This is a genomic window from Citrobacter sp. Cb080 (assembly GCF_030334745.1).
GTDB lineage: Bacteria > Pseudomonadota > Gammaproteobacteria > Enterobacterales > Enterobacteriaceae > Citrobacter > Citrobacter braakii.
Genome location: NZ_JAOWDG010000030.1, coordinates 127,441 through 147,674, shown reverse-complemented (window position 1 = coordinate 147,674; position 20,234 = coordinate 127,441). Strand labels below are relative to the sequence as shown.

Below are 20,234 nucleotides of genomic sequence, written 5' to 3'. Positions count from 1 at the left end.
TTAAATTCTTGTAGCAATTACGCCACTGATGGCAGCAGAACGCCATTTTCTACAAACATCCTGTTTTCCCTGCCAAAGCGGCGTTATTCATCGATGAAGCGTTTTTTCTACCGCCAGCAAAAGGTAAGATGCGTGCACGATGGAATTTTCTATACCTCCCCCTACAAGGATTCGACTTATGCGCCAAAGAACAATTGTTTGCCCATTAATTCAAAACGATGGCTGTTATTTACTGTGCAAAATGGCTGACGATCGCGGTGTGTTCCCCGGTCAGTGGGCGCTTTCTGGCGGCGGCGTTGAACCGGGTGAACGTATTGAAGACGCTTTGCGCCGTGAAGTAAGAGAAGAGCTGGGCGAACAACTGGTGTTATCAGACATTACGCCATGGACCTTCAGTGACGATGTTCGCACCAAAACGTACGCCGATGGTAGTCAGGAAGAGATTTATATGATTTATCTCATCTTCGATTGTGTGGCGGCTAATCGTGAAGTGAAGATTAACGAAGAATTCCAGGCATTCGCCTGGGTTAAAGCGGAAGATCTCGGCTCCTACGATTTAAGTATCGCCACGCGTAAAACGTTAACCTTGAAAGGGTTGCTGTAAATTATCATTTTAATAACGGCATATAATTAGCATTCTTAATAGCGACATTGCGCTCATCAGTCTGCAAATAACAGCAATGTCGCCAAAACCACTCAAACCTACATGATCTTTTTTTCATTAAGATAAATAAAAAACACGCTATTCCTCTCTCTTTCCCAAACCTTAAACTCTTAAGGATAAATTAACCTTCCGTCATTACCCTTTGAAGCCTGATGAAATAATTAACGACGCCCCTGTTTATCATTAAAAATAAAACGTCGGTGGCGTTAAATGGCTTGAAGGAATAATGATGCCTGACTTTTTGCCTTTCTCTCGCCCGGCAATGGGGGCTGAAGAACTTGCTGCTGTGAAGACGGTTCTGAACTCTGGATGGATAACCACCGGCCCGAAAAATCAACAGCTGGAAGAAGCCTTCTGCCAGCTCACGGGAAATCAACACGCCGTCGCCGTCTGCTCCGCTACGGCAGGTATGCACATCACGCTGATGGCGCTGGACATCGGTGCAGGCGATGAGGTCATTACACCGTCAATGACGTGGGTTTCTACCCTCAACATGATTGTCCTGCTGGGTGCGACGCCAGTCATGATCGACGTCGACCGCGATACGCTCATGGTCACACCGGAGCAAATTGAGGCCGCCATCACCCCGCGAACCAAAGCCATTATTCCGGTACATTACGCAGGCGCCCCCGCCGACCTGGACGCGATTTATGCCATTGGCGAACGCTATGGCATTCCGATTATAGAAGATGCGGCCCACGCCGTAGGGACGTTGTATAAAGGTCGTCATGTCGGCGCGCGCGGCACGGCAATATTCTCGTTTCACGCCATCAAAAATATTACCTGCGCCGAAGGCGGGTTGATCGTTACCGACGACAGCCAGCTTGCCCAACGGCTTCGCAGCCTGAAGTTTCACGGTCTGGGCGTTGATGCCTTTGATCGACAAACCTATGGCCGGGCGCCGCAGGCCGAAGTGCTTGCGCCAGGGTACAAGTACAACCTCACGGATATCAACGCCGCCATTGCGTTGGTACAGCTAAATAAACTGGAACACCTGAACTCACGCCGGGCGCAAATTGCCCGCGAGTATCAACAGGCGCTGGCCGATACGCCATTTCAACCACTGAGTCTGCCCCAGTGGGCGCACGTTCACGCCTGGCACCTGTTCATCATTCGCGTTGACGAAGCCCGCTGCGGTCTGAGCAGAGATGCCTTAATGGAGGCGTTAAAGGCCAAAAATATCGGCACCGGTCTGCATTTTCGTGCGGCCCATACGCAAAAATATTACCGCGAACGCTTCACTACCCTTTCGCTCCCCAATACAGAATGGAATAGCGCGCGCATTTGCTCACTGCCGTTATTCCCCGACATGACCGCCGATGACACCCAGCGGGTAATTACGGCACTTCGCGAGATTGCAGGACAATAACCATGTTTGAAGCAGCACCGATCAAAAAAGTCTCGGTGGTCATTCCCGTTTTTAATGAACAGGAAAGCTTGCCAGAGTTAATCAAACGTACCAGCGCTGCCTGCGAAAAATTGGGCAAAGACTATGAAATTTTGCTAATTGATGACGGCAGCAGCGACCATTCCGCACAGCTGATGATGGACGCTTCCCAGGCACCGAACAGCCATATTGTTTCTATTTTATTGAATCGCAATTACGGGCAACACTCGGCGATTATGGCCGGTTTCAGTCATGTCACCGGCGACGTGATCATCACACTGGATGCCGATTTGCAAAACCCGCCGGAGGAGATCCCACGGCTGGTCGCCACCGCAGATGAAGGCTTCGATGTGGTCGGCACGGTACGTCAGAACCGTCAGGACAGCGTATTTCGTAAGACCGCATCGCGAATGATTAACCATCTGATTCAGCGCACCACCGGTAAAGCGATGGGCGACTACGGTTGCATGTTACGCGCTTATCGCCGCCACATCGTCGATGCCATGCTGCATTGCCAGGAGCGCAGTACCTTTATCCCGATTCTGGCCAACATTTTTGCCCGGCGCGCTACGGAAATCCCGGTACACCATGCAGAGCGAGAATTTGGTGACTCCAAATACAGCTTTATGCGTCTGATCAACCTGATGTATGACCTGGTGACCTGTCTGACCACAACGCCACTTCGTATGTTGAGCCTGTTGGGCAGCGTAATCGCCGCCACTGGCTTTATCTTGTCTATCCTGCTTGTGGTTCTGCGTCTGACGCTCGGTCCACAGTGGGCCGCGGAAGGGGTATTCATGCTGTTTGCCGTCCTGTTTACCTTTATCGGCGCACAGTTTATTGGCATGGGTTTACTCGGCGAATATATCGGTCGCATCTATAACGATGTCCGCGCCCGCCCCCGCTATTTTGTTCAACACGTTATCCACCCACAAACCACGCAGCCAACCGAGGAAAACCGCGCATGAAAGCCATCGTATTTGCCTATCACGATATGGGATGTCAGGGTGTCCAGGCTTTGTTGGATGCCGGTTATGAAATCGCTGCCATTTTTACTCACACCGATAATCCGGGCGAAAAAGCATTTTTTGGTTCGGTTTCCCGCCTTGCCGCCAGCACCGGAATTCCGGTTTACGCCCCGGACGAGGTCAATCATCCCTTGTGGATTGAACGCATTAGCCAACTGGCACCGGATGTTATCTTCTCGTTCTACTATCGTCATTTACTGAGTGATGAGATCCTCAGTCTTGCGCCTGCTGGGGCTTTTAATCTGCACGGTTCGTTGCTGCCGAAATACCGTGGTCGCGCGCCGCTGAACTGGGTATTGGTCAATGGCGAAACCGAAACCGGCGTCACGCTTCACCGCATGGTCAAACGCGCGGATGCTGGTGCCATTATTGCCCAGCAGCGCGTCGCTATTTCGCCAGATGACGTGGCGTTAACGCTGCACCATAAATTGTACCAGGCTGCGCGTCACCTGCTGGAACAGGCACTGCCCGCGATTAAAACCGGGGATTATGCAGAACGCCCCCAACAGGAAGCAGATGCTACCTGTTTTGGTCGCCGTACACCGGAAGATAGCTTCCTCGACTGGAACACACCTGCCGCAGAGTTGCATAACCAGGTCCGCGCCGTCAGCGATCCCTGGCCGGGCGCATATAGCTATGTCGGCACACAAAAGTTCACCGTCTGGTCATCGCGCGTTTGCGTAAATGACTCAGCGACCCAACCGGGTACCGTCATCTCCGTTTCTCCTTTGCTGATCGCCTGTGGCGATGGCGCCCTGGAAATTATTACCGGACAAGCTGGCGATGGTATTGCAATGCAAGGGTCGCAACTGGCGCAGGTTCTGGGCCTGGTTCCAGGCTCCCGCCTGAACAGTCAATCAGTTACCACCACTAAACGTCGTACACGCGTGCTGATCCTCGGCGTCAATGGCTTCATTGGTAACCATCTGACCGAACGCCTGCTGCAAGAAGATCATTACGAAGTGTATGGGCTCGATATTGGCAGTGACGCCATTGGACGTTTTCTGCAGCATCCGCGATTCCACTTCGTCGAAGGCGACATCAGCATTCACTCCGAATGGATTGAATACCATGTTAAAAAATGCGACGTCGTGCTGCCGCTGGTGGCGATCGCAACGCCAATCGAATATACCCGCAACCCGTTGCGCGTATTTGAGCTCGATTTTGAAGAGAACCTGAAAATCATTCGCTACTGCGTGAAATACCGTAAGCGCATCATTTTCCCGTCAACGTCTGAAGTCTACGGCATGTGTACCGACAAAGTCTTCGATGAGGACAGCTCGAATCTGATCGTCGGTCCGGTGAATAAACCACGCTGGATCTACTCCGTTTCCAAGCAGTTGTTGGACCGCGTAATCTGGGCGTACGGCGAAAAAGAGGGATTGCGCTTCACCCTGTTCCGCCCGTTTAACTGGATGGGGCCGCGTCTGGACAGCCTTAACGCCGCGCGTATCGGCAGCTCACGCGCCATTACCCAACTGATCCTCAATCTGGTGGAAGGTTCACCGATTAAGCTGATTGAAGGCGGCAAGCAAAAACGCTGCTTTACCGACATTCGGGATGGTATCGAAGCCCTGTACCGCATCATTGAAAACGAAGGCGGACGCTGCGACGGTGAGATTATCAACATCGGTAATCCGCAGAACGAAGCGAGTATTCAGGAACTGGCAGAAATGCTGCTTACCTGCTTTGAAAAACATCCATTGCGTAACCACTTCCCGCCGTTTGCCGGTTTCCGTGACGTCGAAAGCAGCAGCTACTATGGTAAAGGTTATCAAGACGTTGAACATCGTAAGCCCAACATCCGCAATGCGAAACGCTGCCTGAACTGGGAGCCCACCATTGAGATGCAGGAAACGGTAGAAGAGACGCTGGACTTCTTCTTACGCAGTGTGAATATCACGGAACACACATCATGACCCAAGTCGGCTTGCGCATAGATGTCGATACTTTCAGGGGGACGCGCGAAGGCGTACCCCGCCTGCTGGAGACATTGAACCGACATAACGTGCGTGCAAGTTTTTTCTTTAGCGTTGGGCCGGACAACATGGGACGCCACCTCTGGCGTCTTGTGAAACCACAATTTCTGTGGAAGATGCTGCGCTCAAACGCCGCATCACTTTACGGATGGGATATATTGCTGGCGGGAACCGCCTGGCCGGGAAAAGAGATCGGCCAGGCCAACGCGGCGATCATTGCGCAAACCGCCCTGATTCATGAAACCGGTTTGCATGCCTGGGATCACCATGCCTGGCAGGCGCGAAGCGGAAACTGGAATGATAAACAGCTGATTGATGATATTTCACGAGGCATCACGGCCCTTGAAACTCTTATCGGACAACCTGTCACCTGTTCAGCCGTTGCCGGATGGCGTGCCGACGATCGCGTCGTCCACGCCAAAGAAACGTTCCATCTGCGTTATAACAGCGACTGTCGGGGAACGTCGTTATTCCGTCCGGTGCTGACGTCCGGGAAAACAGGTACGCCGCAAATTCCCGTCACGCTACCCACCTGGGATGAAGTGGTTGGTCAGGAAGTCCAGGCGGTGGACTTCAACGCTTACATTCTTTCCCACATCCAGATGAGCAGAGGAACACCGGTGTATACCATTCATGCGGAAGTTGAAGGCATCGCCTTTCAGCAGAATTTTGACGAGCTGCTTACTCGCGCCGCAGACATGGGGATAACATTTTGCCCACTCGGCGACCTGTTACCGGACGATGTCAGTTCGCTGCCAACAGGGCAGATCGTGCGTGGCAAAATACCCGGCAGAGAGGGATGGGTCGGCCGCCAACAACCAGTGAGTGTGACAAGATGAAACTTACTGTCCGCTACACCCTGGCATTTATCGCTTTTATTGCGCTGTATTTTATTCTCCCCATCAACAGTCGCCTGCTGTGGCAGCCTGATGAAACGCGCTATGCCGAAATCAGTCGGGAAATGCTGACCTCTGGCGACGGGATCGTTCCGCACTTTTTAGGGCTGCGATATTTTGAAAAACCGATTGCCGGATACTGGTTAAACAGCATCGGGCAATGGCTGTTTGGCGCCAATAATTTCGGCGTCAGAGCAGGAGCCATTTTTGCCACTTTACTGACGGCGCTAATGGTAGCCTGGCTTGCCATGCGGTTGTGGCGGGATAAGCGCACCGCCGTACTCTCTTCGGTTATCTTTTTAACGTTTTTTTCGGTTTACAGCATCGGCACCTACGCGGTACTTGATCCCATCATTGCGCTCTGGCTAATGGCGGGCATGTGCTGCTTTTGGGAGGGGATGCAAGCCACCAGCAGAACGCGCAAAATTACCGCCTTTCTGCTGTTAGGGTTAACCTGCGGCATGGGCGTGATGACCAAGGGTTTCCTGGCACTCGCCGTTCCTGTGCTCAGCGTACTGCCGTGGGTTTTCGTACAAAAGCGCTGGAAAGATCTCATTATCTACGGTCTGCTGGCAGTAGTCGGTTGCATCGTGACTGTGCTGCCTTGGGGAATAGCGATTGCCCGGCGTGAGCCGGATTTCTGGCATTACTTCTTCTGGGTCGAACATATTCAACGCTTCGCGCAAGAGGATGCCCAACATAAGGCCCCCGTCTGGTACTACATTCCGGTATTGGTGGCTGGCGCATTACCGTGGCTCGGGCTGCTCCCCGGTGCGCTGCGTACGGGCTGGCGTGAACGGGATGTTCCGCGCAGCGCACTGTACCTGTTAAGCTGGATTATCATGCCAATCCTGTTTTTCAGCATCGCGAAAGGAAAACTGCCGACCTATATTCTTTCCTGCTTCGCGCCGCTGGCAATATTGACGGCGCGTTTCGGCCTGCAGGCCGCGCAAAAAGGCGCAACCGCGCTGCGCGTGAATGGCTGGATCAACGTTCTGTTCGGTGTAACCGGCATTGTCGCCACGTTTATTGTTTCTACACTGGGTCCATTAAAGACGCCGGTCTGGTCGCATATCGAAACGTATAAAGTGTTTTGTGCGTGGGGCATTTTTATCATCTGGACGCTCTTTGGCTGGTATACGCTAAATAACCGCGAGAAGAACTGGACGTTCGCAGCGCTGTGTCCATTAGGCCTGGCACTGTTGTTTGGCTTCTCCATTCCTGACCGGGTGATGGAATCTAAACAGCCACAATTTTTTGTCGAGATGACCAAAGAGTCGCTGGAGTCGAGCCGTTATATTCTCACCGACAGCGTTGGCGTCGCCGCGGGGCTGGCCTGGAGCCTGAAGCGTGACGACATCATAATGTACGGACAAACGGGCGAGTTAAAATATGGCCTTAACTACCCGGATGCCCAGGGGCGTTTTGTCGGGCGGGGGAACTTTGCCGAGTGGTTAGCGCAACATCGTCAGCAAGGAAACATTACGCTCGTGCTTTCAGTCGATAAGGATGAAGATATTAATCGACTTGCTATCCCTCCCGCTGACTATATCGATAATCAGGGGCGTCTGGTCCTGATTCAGTATCGGCCGAAATGATCTGGATAGCCTTAGTTCTCGCCAGCCTGCTCAGCGTCTGCGGTCAGTTATGTCAGAAGCAGGCGTCGCGACCCGTTCCCGTTCGAGCGCGAAAACGCCACATTACGCTATGGATTGGGCTTGCTCTGGCAAGTCTCGGTCTGGCCATGCTGCTATGGCTGGCGGTGCTGCAGAACATTCCGGTCGGCATCGCCTACCCCATGCTGAGTCTTAATTTTGTATGGGTGACTCTGGCTGCCTGGAAAATCTGGCGCGAACCCGTCACCCCGCGCCACTGGCTGGGTGTGGGGTTAATCATCACCGGCATCTTTATTCTTGGGAGCGCGGTGTAATGGGCATCTTTTGGGGATTATGCAGCGTTATTATCACTTCAGCCGCCCAGTTGAGTCTTGGCTTTGCGATGGATAATCTGCCGCCAATGCTGCAGCCGCAGCAATTCATTTCCGCCGTATTCTCTCTTAGCGTCGGCGCGTTTGCTCTGTATTCCGGACTGGCAGGGTATTTACTGTCGGTGATTTGCTGGCATAAAGCGCTGCACCAGCTCGCACTGAGCAAAGCGTATGCCCTGCTCAGCCTGAGCTATGTACTGGTGTGGGTTGCATCAATGATCCTGCCCGGCTGGCAGGGAATATTTTCAGCGAAAGCGCTCGCCGGAGTGCTGTGCATCATGGCAGGGCTACTGACGATTTTTTTACCTTCACACCAGCGCCAACCCTGAGATTATTTATCTTCAGACAGTCGTAACAGGCGTTCCCATTCGTCGCACGTGTACTGTCTGGCATCAATTATTTTGATTAACCGTGAGGTATCGCGATTAATGCAATACAGTGCATCTTTCAGCGGTGAAAGGAGGTCTCCGGGCTTAACCCACTCGGAAGATTGGGCCTCAGCCAGCATCTTTAGCGAACCGCCGCCATCACAAAGTACGATATAGAGCCTGCCTGCTTTTTTGTGACAGCAAGACTTCTTCACATGCCATTCCATAGCGCACCTTTTGTTAAAAGATTTCACAACAGGTTACACTTAAGCAGATAAACAAAATGACAATAACGACGCAATGGCGAAAGTGAGAAATGTAATTACTGTTTGCTTAATTTTAACAATAAAGCACTTACCCAATCTGACAGCGCACGACGAGAGATTTTAATCCCTCCGGATTTTAGTTCGGGTGGCAATGTCAGCCAGCATACCGGTTGCTGAAAGCGGGCCAGCTTATCTTTCACCCACTCAGCCAGATTGGTGTCATCCGCATTGGTGTCATACTCAACGACCGCCACCGGGCGATGACCAAACTCTTTGTCTTCTATCGGCACAATGAAAGCTTGCAGAACATGCGGATGCGCAGCAATCACGCGTTCCACCTCTTCCGGCTGTATGCCTTCCCCGCCGCTAAAGAACAGATTGTCCATCCGACCGACAATGGTTAACTTGCCATCCTTCAACACCCCGCGATCGCGGGTGGCAAACCAGCCTTCCGCGTTTACTAAAGGAATCAGCTGCCCGTTACGCCAGTAACCATGCGCCATGCTGGCGGCACGCAGCCAGACTTCACCATCAACGATTCTGACTTCTCTGCCTGCCAGGGGTGACCCTACATCCGCCAGGCCATCCGCCTCTTTCGCACAGACTGTAGAAGCAAACTCCGTTAAACCGTAACCGCACCAGCAGCGAATCCTTTGCTCGCGCGCCTGTTCCGTCAATTCAACAGGAATTGCCGCGCCACCCAGGAGCACTGCTTTGAGCGTTACCGCCGTTTTGTTGACCAGCAGGCGCCACAGCTGCGTGGGCACCAGCGAAGCATGAGTGCATCCAGCCAGCATTTGCTCCAATGGTTGCTTGTCGCGCACGGTCATTCGTGCCCCGGCAAACAACCAACGCCACAAAATACCCTGGCCGGAAACATGAAACAGCGGCAGCGAGAGCAACCAGTCATCTTCAGCGTCAAACGGCATTAATGACAACACGCCCTGCGCGCTTGCCAGATGAGCCTGACAGGTATGCACCGCTGCCTTTGGCAATCCGGTAGAACCTGAGGTTAACGTCATCGTACTCAAACGCTGGGGTAACCACGCGGCGGCATGCTTGCCTGGCACTGCCTGCATCTGCAACGGATGGAGTCCCGTGAGAACATTAGCGGTCTCCAGATCCAGCGCAAAACGCAGCGTTAAGTCCGGGACCAGCGCGTCAAGCAGCGATTGAGGCAGTTGTGGGTTCACAGGTAAAACCCGCGCCCCACATTGCAACAATGCCAGCCAGGCCAGCAAAGCACGCGGATGATTCCAGGCGCGAAGCAGGACGCCATCGCCCTCTTCCACGCCCTGAGCGGCAAAACCGCTGGCCAGATGGTCAACGCGCGTGCAGAGCTCGCTCCAGCTTAATACTTCATCGTTGAGGCGTAGAGCAGGCACCTCTGCACGAACCTGTCGCCAGTGACGCCACGGCCAGTCATCGGGTTGTACCAGGCCCGATATGCTTACGCTATCGGGCATTTCCCGCTGGGTCATAGCAGGCGTTCCAGCGCATCAACATCGATACACGGCAATGCGCTACCCGGCCAGGTGCGTACCTGCTGGCACTGCATCAGGCTCAGGGTATCCAGCCCCGGAATGGTCTGCGGCGTCAGCCAGGCGGCAATTCGCGCCAGTTGGGTTAAGCCCAGGCTCGACTCGATCGACGAACTAATAACAGCGGTGAGACCAAGCGCATGCGCCGCTGCCACCTGTTCGCGCACTTTATCGAGACTGCCCGTCAGCGTAGGTTTGATAACCACTGCCTTGACGCCCTCTTCGGCTTCGAAGATGAAATCCGCTTCACGCAGGCTTTCATCCCAGGCAATGGCAATGCCGGTTTCACGCGCAAAAGCACGAGAGTCATCGCGGGTTTTGCATGGCTCTTCGAGAAAAGCGATGCGTCCGCGGTACTCTGGATTAACGTACTTCGCGAACTGCTGGGCTTTCAACGGCGTCCAGGCTCGGTTGGCGTCAAGTCGCAAATGCAGCTCCGGGATAGCCTCAAGCAGCAGGTTGGCGACCATACCGTCGCGAACCGCTTCATACAGTCCGACCTTAATCTTCGCTACTTTTTCACCCGGCATGTCCGCCAGTTGCAGTACCAGATCATCAGGATCGCCCGTACACAGCGGTGCCGCACGGTAGTCTGCGTCTTCTGGCAATACGCCAGCCAGTTCGGCCAGCGCACAGCTTGCGCCAAAGGCGACCGAAGGCAGCTGCGGTAAGGAAGAATCCCCCTGTAGCCAGCCGTTGACCCAGGCCAGCAGCTCGGTTTGCGCCTCTTCCCAGCTCTCCTGACTGAAGCCCGGCAGCGGGGAGATCTCTCCCCACCCTTCGCGCTCGCCGTCACAAAGGCGAACGTACAGCCCATCACGCGTTTTTAACCGCCTGTCGCGCAGAATCACCCCCGCGTCCATGGGGATCTGCCAGCGGTATACCTGCGCGCTACGCATTACGGATTCCGTTTAAATTTGCTGAAATCCGGCTGACGTTTCTGGTTAAAGGCGTTACGGCCTTCCTGACCTTCTTCCGTCATGTAGAACAGCATGGTGGCGTTACCCGCCAGCTCTTGCAGACCAGCCTGACCATCGCAGTCGGCGTTCAGTGCAGCTTTCAGGCAGCGCAGCGCCATCGGGCTGTTTTGCAGCATTTCGCGACACCAGCGTACGGTCTCTTTTTCCAGATCGGCCAGCGGAACCACGGTGTTTACCAGGCCCATATCCAGCGCTTGCTTCGCATCGTACTGACGGCACAGGAACCAGATTTCACGCGCTTTTTTCTGACCGACAATACGCGCCATGTAAGAGGCACCCCAACCGCCATCGAAGGAACCGACTTTCGGACCGGTCTGGCCGAAGATGGCGTTTTCAGCCGCAATGGTCAGGTCACACATCATGTGCAGCACATGGCCGCCGCCGATAGAAAAGCCTGCAACCATCGCCACTACCGGCTTCGGACAGGTACGAATCTGGCGCTGGAAGTCCAGTACGTTCAGGTGATGCACACCGGAATCATCCTGGTATCCGCCGTAGTCACCGCGCACTTTCTGATCGCCACCTGCGCAGAACGCTTTGTCGCCAGCACCGGTCAAAATAATCACGCCAATGTTGTCATCATAGCGAGCATCCGCCAGCGCCTGGATCATCTCTTTCACGGTGACCGGACGGAAGGCATTGCGTACCTGCGGACGATTAATGGTGATTTTTGCGATACCGTCGGTGGATTTCTCGTAGAGAATGTCGGTGTAGCCTTCAGAGCAATCGTGCCATTCTACCGGTGCGTAAAGCATTGTTTCATCAGGATAGATCATAAAATGTCCTATAGTCAGCGATGCAGAATCTGAGCCAGACAGTCCACCACGCCAGCGGGATTGTCCCGATGCGCGTTGTGTCCGGCATTACGAATCACATGGCTTGGTACGGATATTTCCGCCGCCAGAGCGCGGAATTTATCGTCACGTTCACCACATAAATAATAAAACGGAAATGTGCGCGTAGTGAGTTGCGCACGTAAATCAGGTTGTACGGCTAGCGAGGTGGCCTCCAGCATCGCTGCCAGCGTATGCCCGTTATTCTGGCTACGCAGTGCGACCAGCGCTTCTTTTTGCACCGCATTCAGCGAGGAAAAAACCGGCTGTTGATACCAGTCAATAAACACCTCGCACAACGGCTCAGCGCGAAAACGCGCAGCCCAGCGACCATCAGAGCGGCGACGCTGAACGCGCGCCTCCTCACTTTGCAAGCCTGGATGTCCACCTTCAACCACCAAACCGCACAGTCCTGGCATCTCCTGACAAGCCGCCATCATCGCGACTCTGCCGCCAAGAGAGTAGCCTACTAGCCAGTATTTAAGTATGTTGTAACTAAGCAACGTGTTACGCAGCAAAGCGCTTACGTCGTCGAATCCGCTCACGCTGATGTCAGCGGAGCCACCGTGTCCCGGCAGGTCGATATACAGCCGCGAATAATTCTTAAACGCTTCGCCAACCCTCTGCCATTCCCGACAATCACCGGAAAAACCGTGCAGGAAAACCAGCCAGGGAAATCCCGTCTGGCCCACTTTCGCCTGCGCGTGCAGGATCATAGATGGCTTACCTGCGCCAGCAGTTGCTGCAGGGTTTGCGCCCCATCAGTTTCGTTTACCACCAGCTCAATCACCGTTGCCACCGGAGTACGCCAGGCGTTAGTCAGCGCGCTCTCCAGTTGCTCCCAGTTTTCCGGGCGCTGGTATTTAAGGTTAAACATGGCGGCAGCATGCTCAAAATGCACGTTCTGCGGCATCAGGTAGAACCGTTCGCGTTCGCTTGCTGGCGTCGGCAACAGGGAAAAAATTTGCCCGCCGTTATTATTGACCACTATCAGGACAAACGGCGCGGAAACCTGGCGCAATAACGCCAGCGCATTGAGGTCATACAGCGCAGATAAATCGCCGACGATAGCCAGCGTCGATTTCGCGCTGGCGCGCTGTACGCCTGCTGCCGTTGACAGCAGGCCGTCAATGCCGCTCGCGCCACGGTTGCTATAGACCGGGTAACCCGCCGGAAGCTGCGACAGCGCATCAATCAGGCGCACCACCAGACTGTTGCCCACGAACAGTTGCCCCTGCTCCGGCAAGTATTCGCGGATACGGTGGGCTAATTGCGCTTCACCAAACGCGTCGCGACGGGCTTCTACCGCCTGCCAGGCCAGTTGCGCCAGGCGTGGGATCTCCACGCACCAGGGCTGACGTTTCTCCGCCGAATGCAACTCCAGCCAGTCGCTAACCGTCGCTACCAGTCTGCGCCCACGATGGTGAGCCGGATCGAGGCGGCCTTCGATATTATCGACAATCCAGTATTCCTGCGGATCACAGCTGGCCTGCCATTGCAGGAGCCGTTTTCCGGTCAGGCTACTGCCAAGCTGCACCACAATCTGCGCCTGCTGTAATTCAGTGACCGCTTTCGCATTTCCCAGCCACAGATCGGCGCACGGCAAAGGTTGTCCGGTTTGCGACAGAACATCGCCAATCAGCGGCCAGCCTAGCATCTGCGCCCACTGCGCAACCTTTTTGCCCTCTTCCGCGCTCATGCGGCCTGCAACAACAACGCCGCGTTTTTGTCGCCAGAAAAACCAGTCACGCTGTTTGTCGCTTTCCAGTCGACGCGACTCACGCAGCCAGGGTTTATCATCCTGCCACCAGTCGCCAAGGCGCTGCTGCCAGTCAATCCCCGTTTCGTCCATGTCGCCATACAGCGGTTCTGCAAATGGGCAATTGATATGAACCGCCCCGCTATGCAGCGCAGCTAAGGCGTTATCAATGGTGGATACCAGCCAACTAGCCGGAATGTTCTGGGTCGGGCGCGGTAAAGAGAGCGTTTGCGATGGATGCGAGGCAAACATTCCGGCCTGACGAATCGCCTGGTTAGCGCCGCAGTCGATAAGCTCAGGAGGTCTGTCAGCCGTGAGTAGAATCAGCTTTTCACCGGTCAGGCCCGCTTCAATCAACGCGGGATACAAATTTGCCACCGCCGTACCGGACGTCACAATCACAGCGACAGGCTGCCGGCTGACTTTTGCCAGACCTAAGGCCAGATGCCCAAGGCCACGCTCATCAAAATGAGTATGGTGAATAAAAGCGGGGTTTTCCGCAGCCGCCAGAGTCAACGGTGTAGAACGAGAGCCAGGGGCAATGCAGACATGCCTGACGCCGTGGCGAGTGAGTGCTTCCAGAATGACCGCCGCCCAGCGTCGGTTAAATGCGCTTACTGACATGAGATTGTCCGGTATCAATATTGCGACACAGTATAAAGAATCGAATAAATGGATTTTTGATATGAGTCGGTAATATACAACTCATTACCCTTCCATCTGTAATAAAGTGCGCAGTCCTGCCGCTTTATTGTCTATTTCTTGCCATTCCTGTTCAGGATCTGAACCACGCACGATCCCTGCCCCGGCATACAGGCGTATCACATTTTCACTAATTTTCGCCGACCGTAATGACACGCAAAACTCGCTTTGGCGCAGAGAAAGGTAACCCGCAGAACCGGCATACCACTCGCGTTCAAACGGTTCATTTTGTTGGATAAATTCACGCGCCAGCTCACGCGGAATACCTGCGACTGCCGCCGTGGGCTGGAGCTGCATCAGACAAAGCGTATCATCAGCCTGATTCAGTTCCGTCCAGATACAGCGGCGCAGGTGCTGCACTTTGCGCAGTCTAAGCACCTGTGGCGGCAGCACATCAAGAGTTTGCGTACAGCCTTGCAGACGCTGGCAAATATCTTCGACCACCAGCATATTCTCGCGCTGGTTTTTATCATCTTTCATTAGCCATTCCCCCAACTGCCAGGCCCGATGATCCTCAGGGTGGTTGGCAACGGTTCCCGCCAGCGCCTCGGTGCGCAGCGCCGTGTCACGCCGCCGATACAGACGTTCAGGGGAAGAACCAAGAAACGCACACTTTGCGGAGAACGCCATAAAGAAATGGTAGCAGTTCAGGTTTAGACGACGACTGGAAGCCATCACGGCCGCGGCGTTAACCGACTGAGAAAACTGTAAATCGGTCGCCCGCGCCAGCACGACCTTATCGAGCTGTTCCCTATTGATCGTTTGCGTGGCGAGCTTTATCAGGTCTATCCAGCCAGTTTTATCCGGCCAGTTCTGTTCTCCCGTCAAACGCAGACGCAATGCGGGCAGCGGCTTTACGTTGGCGAGCGATGAGATAAACGCCACCGCCTGCGCGGCGTCTTCACGCAGCGACACGTCGCTAAAAAGATGTAAGCGTAAGCTCGCCACCCCCGCGCAACGTCGCCACTCCAGCCGTGGCAATAACAAATGGCCGCGCTGAGGCTCAAAGGCATTCAGGCCCCAGATACGCAGGTCAGGATTATCATTATGCTGATGTAAAAAATGCTGGGCTAATTCGAGCGAGGAAAATGTAGCAACAGCGCCCAATACGGCGGCTTCTTCATCGCCATTACGCTGTTGCCAGTAAAACTGGGGCCAGACAGGTTGACTGGCCAGCCATCCTAAAGCGTCAAACGCATCATTCAGTGGGAAAGGGATATCGTAAATACGAATTCCAGGTGCTGCTGGTATCTCTTGCGACAAATGACGCATCAGACTTTCCAGCGCAGTAGTGATTGAATGCACGCGGACCTCTCCCTGTTAAAAACCTCACATTATACGGGGTACTGAGCAGAAAAAGCAGTACCCCCAGTTAGGGAGTACGTACAAATGCGCTGACGGAATGGAATTTATCGCCGTGCTAACAATAATCCCATCACTAAACCGACCGTGGCACCAACGCCGATTCCGCGCCAGGGTTTTTCATGCACATAATCATCCGCCCGGCAAACGGCTTTCTTCGCGCGGTAATAGTAGCTGTCAGAGGCGTGGCTGACGCGATTTCTCACCTCTTCTAACGCCCGCTCTGCCCGCGCTTTTAACTCAAGGTATTTTTGATCGGCTGGATCGCCGGAAGAACGCAGCACCTCCTCCAGCGTTTCACTCAATAATTCCAGATCGTCATCGATACGTGATTCATAAGAATGAAAAGACATTTTATTCTCCCTTTCTATTGACGTACCCGCTAACTATAGACAATCAGGCGTGTTTGCGCCTGTTTACGCCTGATGTGCTTCCCGCGCCATTCCGACGTGTGGAATACCGTCTTCGTCATAGATATCCGTGACCGGCACAAAGCCAAAGCGCGCATAGAATGATTGCAAATGTGCCTGCGCCCCCAGATACAGCGCCTTGTGCGGCCAATGCTGCGTACAGGAGGCCAGCGTCTGAGTCATTAGCTGTTGCCCCAATTTTTCACCCCGCAGCGCTTCGCTTACGATCACCCGCCCTATGACGACCGGCTCAAGTTCATCATCGCTTTTCAGAATCCTCGCATACGCCACCAGTTCATCGTTATGCCAACCCAGAATGTGCCGGTTTTCACCACTCAGGTCATCACCATCCACATCCTGATACGGACACCGTTGCTCAACAACAAATACCGCACAGCGAAGCTCAAGAATGGCGTACAACTGCTGTGTATTGAGCTTTGCATGGTGGAGATCTTGCCAGTGAATCATAGTCTGCCCCTTTGTTGTGATAACCTGAACACCCTGCCTTATTGATGGCGAAAAGTGTAACGCGAAGATGGAATTACTATTTTTAGGCACGTCTGCGGGAGTCCCCACGCGCTCACGCAATGTAACGGCAATTTTACTGAATCTGCAACACCCGACTCAGGCGGGGCTGTGGCTTTTCGATTGTGGTGAAGGAACGCAGCATCAGATGCTGACCACACTATTTAACCCTGGAAAACTCGAACGTATTTTTATCAGCCATCTACACGGCGATCACCTGTTTGGTTTACCGGGGCTGCTGTGCAGTCGCTCAATGGCCGGGAACGTCCAGCCACTGACGCTTTACGGACCAAAGGGATTGCGAGAGTTTACCGAAACGGCTTTGCGTTTGAGCGGCTCCTGGACCGATTATCCGCTGGATATTGTCGAAATCACCGCGGGTGAAATTGTTGATGACGGCCTGCGTAAAATAACGGCATACCCGTTGGAGCATCCGCTGGAGTGCTACGGTTTTCGTGTTGAAGAGCACGACAAACCGGGGGCACTTGACGCCAGCGCCTTGAAGGCGGCTGGTGTTAAAGCGGGCCCGTGGTTCCAGGATTTGAAAGCCGGGAAAACCATCGTGCTGGAGGATGGTCGAGCGATTAACGGTGCCGATTTTCTCGCCCCTGCCACCAGAGGAAAATCTGTGGCTATTTTCGGCGACACAGGACCTTGCGCGTCCGCCATTGAACTGGCACGCGGTGTGGATGTGATGGTACATGAAACCACACTGGACTCCTCAATGGAGGAAAAAGCCAACAGCCGCGGTCACAGCTCGACCCGACAAGCCGCCCAGCTGGCGCTTGAGGCCGGAGTGGGACGCCTGATCATGACCCACATTAGCTCACGCTACGATGAAAAAGGCTGTCAGCGGTTACTAGAAGAGTGCAAAGCGATATTTCCAGACACTGAACTGGCTCACGATTTCGCCATTTTCACCGTTTAATGCTCCATTTTTCCGCCTCAGTGCCGATAACAGTGGAAAGGCTGGCTTTCACACTGAGGACAGGATGAACAATTTCCAGAAAGATATTGATGACAGGACAAACCTAACCCTGTCTAACCGTTTTGAACTGCTGCTGTTTCGCCTTGGCAAATCCGTCGAGGAGCAGAAATCAGAACTGTTTGGCATCAACGTATTCAAACTGCGTGAAATCGTACCGATGCCGACCTTTACGCGTCCCGCAGGTATGAAAGCCCCGTTGCTGGGTATGGTTAACATTCGCGATCAGGTGATCCCGGTGATTGATCTGCCTGCCGTCGCGGGCTGTAAGCCAGAGACCGGACTCAACATCCTGTTGATCACGGAATATGCCCGCAGCGTTCAGGCGTTTGCGGTAGAGTCGGTAGAAAACATTATGCGTCTGGACTGGCAACAGGTGCATACCGCCGAGAAAGCCGTCAATGGTCGCTACATTACCAGTATCGCCTGTCTGGACGACAACAAAGAGACTAACAATCTGGCGCTGGTGCTCGATGTCGAACAGATCCTGTACGACATCGTACCGTCGAACCACGACCTGCGCGCAACAGAGCTGAAAACCAATAAGTTCAACATTACGCCGGGTGCGGTGGCGATTGTGGCTGATGATTCCAAAGTGGCTCGCGCGATGCTGGAAAAAGGGCTTAACGCCATGGAGATCCCACACTTGATGCATGTGACGGGCCAGGATGCGTGGGAAAAGATACAACAGCTATCTGAAGAAGCAGAAGCGGAAGGTAAACCAATCAGCGAGAAGATTGCGCTGGTGCTCACCGATCTGGAAATGCCGGAGATGGACGGTTTTACGCTTACCCGTAAGATAAAAACCGACGAACGCCTGAAGAAGATCCCGGTCGTTATCCACTCCTCACTTTCCGGTAGCGCTAATGAAGATCACGTACGCCGAGTGAAAGCAGATGGTTACGTGGCCAAATTCGAAGTCAATGAGCTGTCTTCAGTCATTCAGGAAGTGATGGATCGCACAGCGAAAGGCATCAGCGGCCCGCTGGTGAGCCGTCAACTTTCGGCCTGACACCCCAGCAACTTGAAGTATGACGAGTATAGACAGGTAAAAAAAAGAGTCTGGACATTGTCCAGACTCTTTTTCGATCACAGCATGACGAATTACATCAGCGGAGCCGCTAACTGCACGATGCTGATCAACGGTTGCGGGTAGATACCCAGCACCAGTACCAGCAGGGCAGAAATCAGCACCACGATACCGCCCGCGCTGTACTGCCAGTTGGACGGCGCATCGCGATTCAGCTGCTGCGGTGCGCTCAGGTACAGGCTCACGGCAACGCGCAGGTAGTAGTACAAACCAATCGCGGAACCCACCACCACGGCGGCAACCAGCCACCACAGATTAGCCTGCACACCCACCGCCAGTACGTAGAACTTACCGATAAAGCCCAGCGTCATCGGAATACCCGCCAGAGACAGCATCATCACCGTCATCACCGCCGCGAGGATTGGACGATGCCAGAACAGACCACGGTAGGAGAACAGAGAGTCTGCATCCGGACCGCGGTACGGGCTGGACATCAGGCTGACCACACCGAAAGCACCGAGGCTGCTGAACAGATAACCGGCCAGGTAAACGCCAACCGCTTCCATCGACATCTCGCCGCTCTGCAGGGCAATCAGCGCCACCAGCAGGTAACCGAGGTGAGAGATAGAAGAGTAACCAAGCAGACGTTTGATGTTGGTCTGGCTCAGCGCCATCAGGTTACCGAAGATAATGGAAGCAAAGGCAATCACACCCAGCACGATCCGTACCGCTTCGCTATCACCTACCGGTGCGTACAAGAACAGACGCATCACCACGCCGAAGATAGCGATTTTGCTCGCCGTCGCCAGGAAGGTGGAAACCGGAGCCGGAGCGCCCTGGTATACGTCTGGCGTCCACAGGTGGAATGGAACCAGTGAGAGTTTAAAGCCGAGGCCAACAATCATCAGACCGAAGCCCGCCAGCAGCAGCGGTTCTTGCAGCATACCGTCGCCGAGGCTCTTACCGAGCGCGACAAACGACAGGTTGCCAGACTGCGCGTACACCAGCGCCATACCAAACAGCAGGAAGGAAGACGCTGCGGCAGACAGAATGGTGTATTTGATACTGGCTTCCAGCGAACGTTTCTGACGGAACGCATAGCCAACCAGCCCAAACAGCGGCAGAGAGATAAGCTCAATACCAAGGAACAGCGCCGCCAGATGGTTAGCGTTAGCCAGCAGAATACCGCCGAGCGCGGCAATCAGCACCAGCAGATAGAACTCTTCCCGGTTGTCGTCGTAGCCTTCCAGCCACGGGTAAGCGAAGGTACAGGTGGCAAGACTCGCCAGCAGCACCAGCCCGGTGTAGAGCATGGCGAAACCGTCAACCCGCATCAGCGGGGTGACGTCCATAGCGCCCGCCTGGCCAACAAACCAGAGCGAAACCAGTGCGGCGTTAAGCCCAATGACCGACAGCGTGGCATTGAGGAAGTGATTGCGTCGCCACGCAATGGAGAGCATCACAACCACCACCGTCAAGCCGACGATCAGCAGCGGTAGCAGCGCAATCAGGTGTTGTGGAGTTATTGTCAT

20 protein-coding genes are annotated in these 20,234 nt (G+C 54.1%); 10 read left to right on the top strand and 10 right to left on the bottom strand.

Features of this window, described 5'->3' with window-relative positions; genetic code table 11:
• Positions 1–178: 178 nt before the first annotated feature.
• The 8 genes from nudI (at position 179) to arnF (ending at position 8,270) form a co-directional block, all read left to right on the top strand.
• Entirely contained in the window at positions 179–604 is a 426-nt protein-coding gene (gene nudI / locus OGV38_RS05780) for a nucleoside triphosphatase NudI (protein WP_269517365.1), read from the top strand.
• Between the two features lie 289 nt (positions 605–893).
• Entirely contained in the window at positions 894–2,033 is a 1,140-nt protein-coding gene (gene arnB / locus OGV38_RS05775) for a UDP-4-amino-4-deoxy-L-arabinose aminotransferase (RefSeq protein ID WP_269517409.1), read from the top strand.
• 2 nt (positions 2,034–2,035) lie between these two features.
• Positions 2,036–3,019 carry an undecaprenyl-phosphate 4-deoxy-4-formamido-L-arabinose transferase gene (arnC, locus tag OGV38_RS05770; RefSeq protein WP_286473036.1) on the top strand — a complete coding sequence of 328 codons (984 nt, stop codon included), beginning with the start codon at positions 2,036–2,038 and terminating at the stop codon, positions 3,017–3,019.
• Positions 3,016–4,998: a bifunctional UDP-4-amino-4-deoxy-L-arabinose formyltransferase/UDP-glucuronic acid oxidase ArnA gene (gene arnA / locus OGV38_RS05765; protein ID WP_269517366.1), complete on the top strand. Its 1,983-nt coding sequence runs from the start codon at positions 3,016–3,018 to the stop codon at positions 4,996–4,998. The genes arnC and arnA overlap by 4 nt, the downstream gene beginning before the upstream one ends.
• Positions 4,995–5,897, top strand: a complete 903-nt coding sequence (arnD, locus tag OGV38_RS05760) for a 4-deoxy-4-formamido-L-arabinose-phosphoundecaprenol deformylase (protein WP_016157033.1) — start codon at positions 4,995–4,997, stop codon at positions 5,895–5,897. The genes arnA and arnD overlap by 4 nt, the downstream gene beginning before the upstream one ends.
• Entirely contained in the window at positions 5,894–7,552 is a 1,659-nt protein-coding gene (gene arnT, locus OGV38_RS05755; RefSeq protein WP_046275934.1) for a lipid IV(A) 4-amino-4-deoxy-L-arabinosyltransferase, read from the top strand. Before arnD ends, arnT begins: the two co-directional genes overlap by 4 nt.
• On the top strand, positions 7,549–7,884 hold the full coding sequence (arnE, locus tag OGV38_RS05750; protein ID WP_016153819.1) for a 4-amino-4-deoxy-L-arabinose-phosphoundecaprenol flippase subunit ArnE: 336 nt from the start codon (positions 7,549–7,551) through the stop codon (positions 7,882–7,884). The genes arnT and arnE overlap by 4 nt, the downstream gene beginning before the upstream one ends.
• Entirely contained in the window at positions 7,884–8,270 is a 387-nt protein-coding gene (gene arnF / locus OGV38_RS05745; RefSeq protein WP_286473035.1) for a 4-amino-4-deoxy-L-arabinose-phosphoundecaprenol flippase subunit ArnF, read from the top strand. Before arnE ends, arnF begins: the two co-directional genes overlap by 1 nt.
• Before the next feature lie 2 nt (positions 8,271–8,272).
• On the opposite strand, the gene pmrD is transcribed toward arnF, so the two are convergent.
• The 9 genes from pmrD to OGV38_RS05700 all read right to left on the bottom strand — a co-directional run bounded on the left by pmrD (position 8,273) and on the right by OGV38_RS05700 (position 16,630).
• Entirely contained in the window at positions 8,273–8,536 is a 264-nt protein-coding gene (gene pmrD, locus OGV38_RS05740) for a signal transduction protein PmrD (protein WP_131346463.1), read from the bottom strand.
• Between the two features lie 95 nt (positions 8,537–8,631).
• A complete protein-coding gene (menE, locus tag OGV38_RS05735) occupies positions 8,632–10,056 on the bottom strand; it encodes an o-succinylbenzoate--CoA ligase (protein WP_269517367.1) in 1,425 nt (474 codons plus the stop codon).
• Positions 10,053–11,015: an o-succinylbenzoate synthase gene (gene menC, locus OGV38_RS05730; protein ID WP_016153823.1), complete on the bottom strand. Its 963-nt coding sequence runs from the start codon at positions 11,013–11,015 to the stop codon at positions 10,053–10,055. Before menC ends, menE begins: the two co-directional genes overlap by 4 nt.
• On the bottom strand, positions 11,015–11,872 hold the full coding sequence (menB, locus tag OGV38_RS05725; RefSeq protein ID WP_003027671.1) for a 1,4-dihydroxy-2-naphthoyl-CoA synthase: 858 nt from the start codon (positions 11,870–11,872) through the stop codon (positions 11,015–11,017). The genes menC and menB overlap by 1 nt, the downstream gene beginning before the upstream one ends.
• A 14-nt stretch (positions 11,873–11,886) precedes the next feature.
• The gene (gene menH / locus OGV38_RS05720; RefSeq protein WP_269517368.1) at positions 11,887–12,645 is read right to left on the bottom strand and encodes a 2-succinyl-6-hydroxy-2,4-cyclohexadiene-1-carboxylate synthase; all 759 of its coding nucleotides are present in this window, start codon (positions 12,643–12,645) and stop codon (positions 11,887–11,889) included.
• Positions 12,642–14,312 (bottom strand): 2-succinyl-5-enolpyruvyl-6-hydroxy-3-cyclohexene-1-carboxylic-acid synthase, encoded by a 1,671-nt coding sequence (gene menD, locus OGV38_RS05715; RefSeq protein WP_286473033.1) that lies wholly within the window; start codon positions 14,310–14,312, stop codon positions 12,642–12,644. Before menD ends, menH begins: the two co-directional genes overlap by 4 nt.
• A gap of 84 nt (positions 14,313–14,396) precedes the next feature.
• Positions 14,397–15,695, bottom strand: coding sequence for an isochorismate synthase MenF (gene menF, locus OGV38_RS05710; protein ID WP_131379697.1), 1,299 nt, complete (start codon positions 15,693–15,695; stop codon positions 14,397–14,399).
• A gap of 104 nt (positions 15,696–15,799) precedes the next feature.
• Entirely contained in the window at positions 15,800–16,105 is a 306-nt protein-coding gene (gene elaB / locus OGV38_RS05705; protein ID WP_003027683.1) for a stress response protein ElaB, read from the bottom strand.
• Between the two features lie 63 nt (positions 16,106–16,168).
• Positions 16,169–16,630 (bottom strand): GNAT family N-acetyltransferase, encoded by a 462-nt coding sequence (locus OGV38_RS05700; RefSeq protein ID WP_016153827.1) that lies wholly within the window; start codon positions 16,628–16,630, stop codon positions 16,169–16,171.
• A 67-nt stretch (positions 16,631–16,697) separates the two neighbouring features.
• Here OGV38_RS05700 and rbn point away from each other — a divergent pair, with 67 nt between their 5' ends.
• Together rbn and OGV38_RS05690 are read left to right on the top strand one after the other, a co-directional pair.
• Complete coding sequence (gene rbn, locus OGV38_RS05695) at positions 16,698–17,615, top strand: ribonuclease BN (RefSeq protein WP_286473032.1); 918 nt, start codon at positions 16,698–16,700, stop codon at positions 17,613–17,615.
• 64 nt (positions 17,616–17,679) lie between these two features.
• Positions 17,680–18,684, top strand: coding sequence for a chemotaxis protein (locus tag OGV38_RS05690; protein WP_016157041.1), 1,005 nt, complete (start codon positions 17,680–17,682; stop codon positions 18,682–18,684).
• A gap of 92 nt (positions 18,685–18,776) precedes the next feature.
• On the opposite strand, the gene nuoN is transcribed toward OGV38_RS05690, so the two are convergent.
• A complete protein-coding gene (gene nuoN / locus OGV38_RS05685; RefSeq protein WP_016153830.1) occupies positions 18,777–20,234 on the bottom strand; it encodes an NADH-quinone oxidoreductase subunit NuoN in 1,458 nt (485 codons plus the stop codon).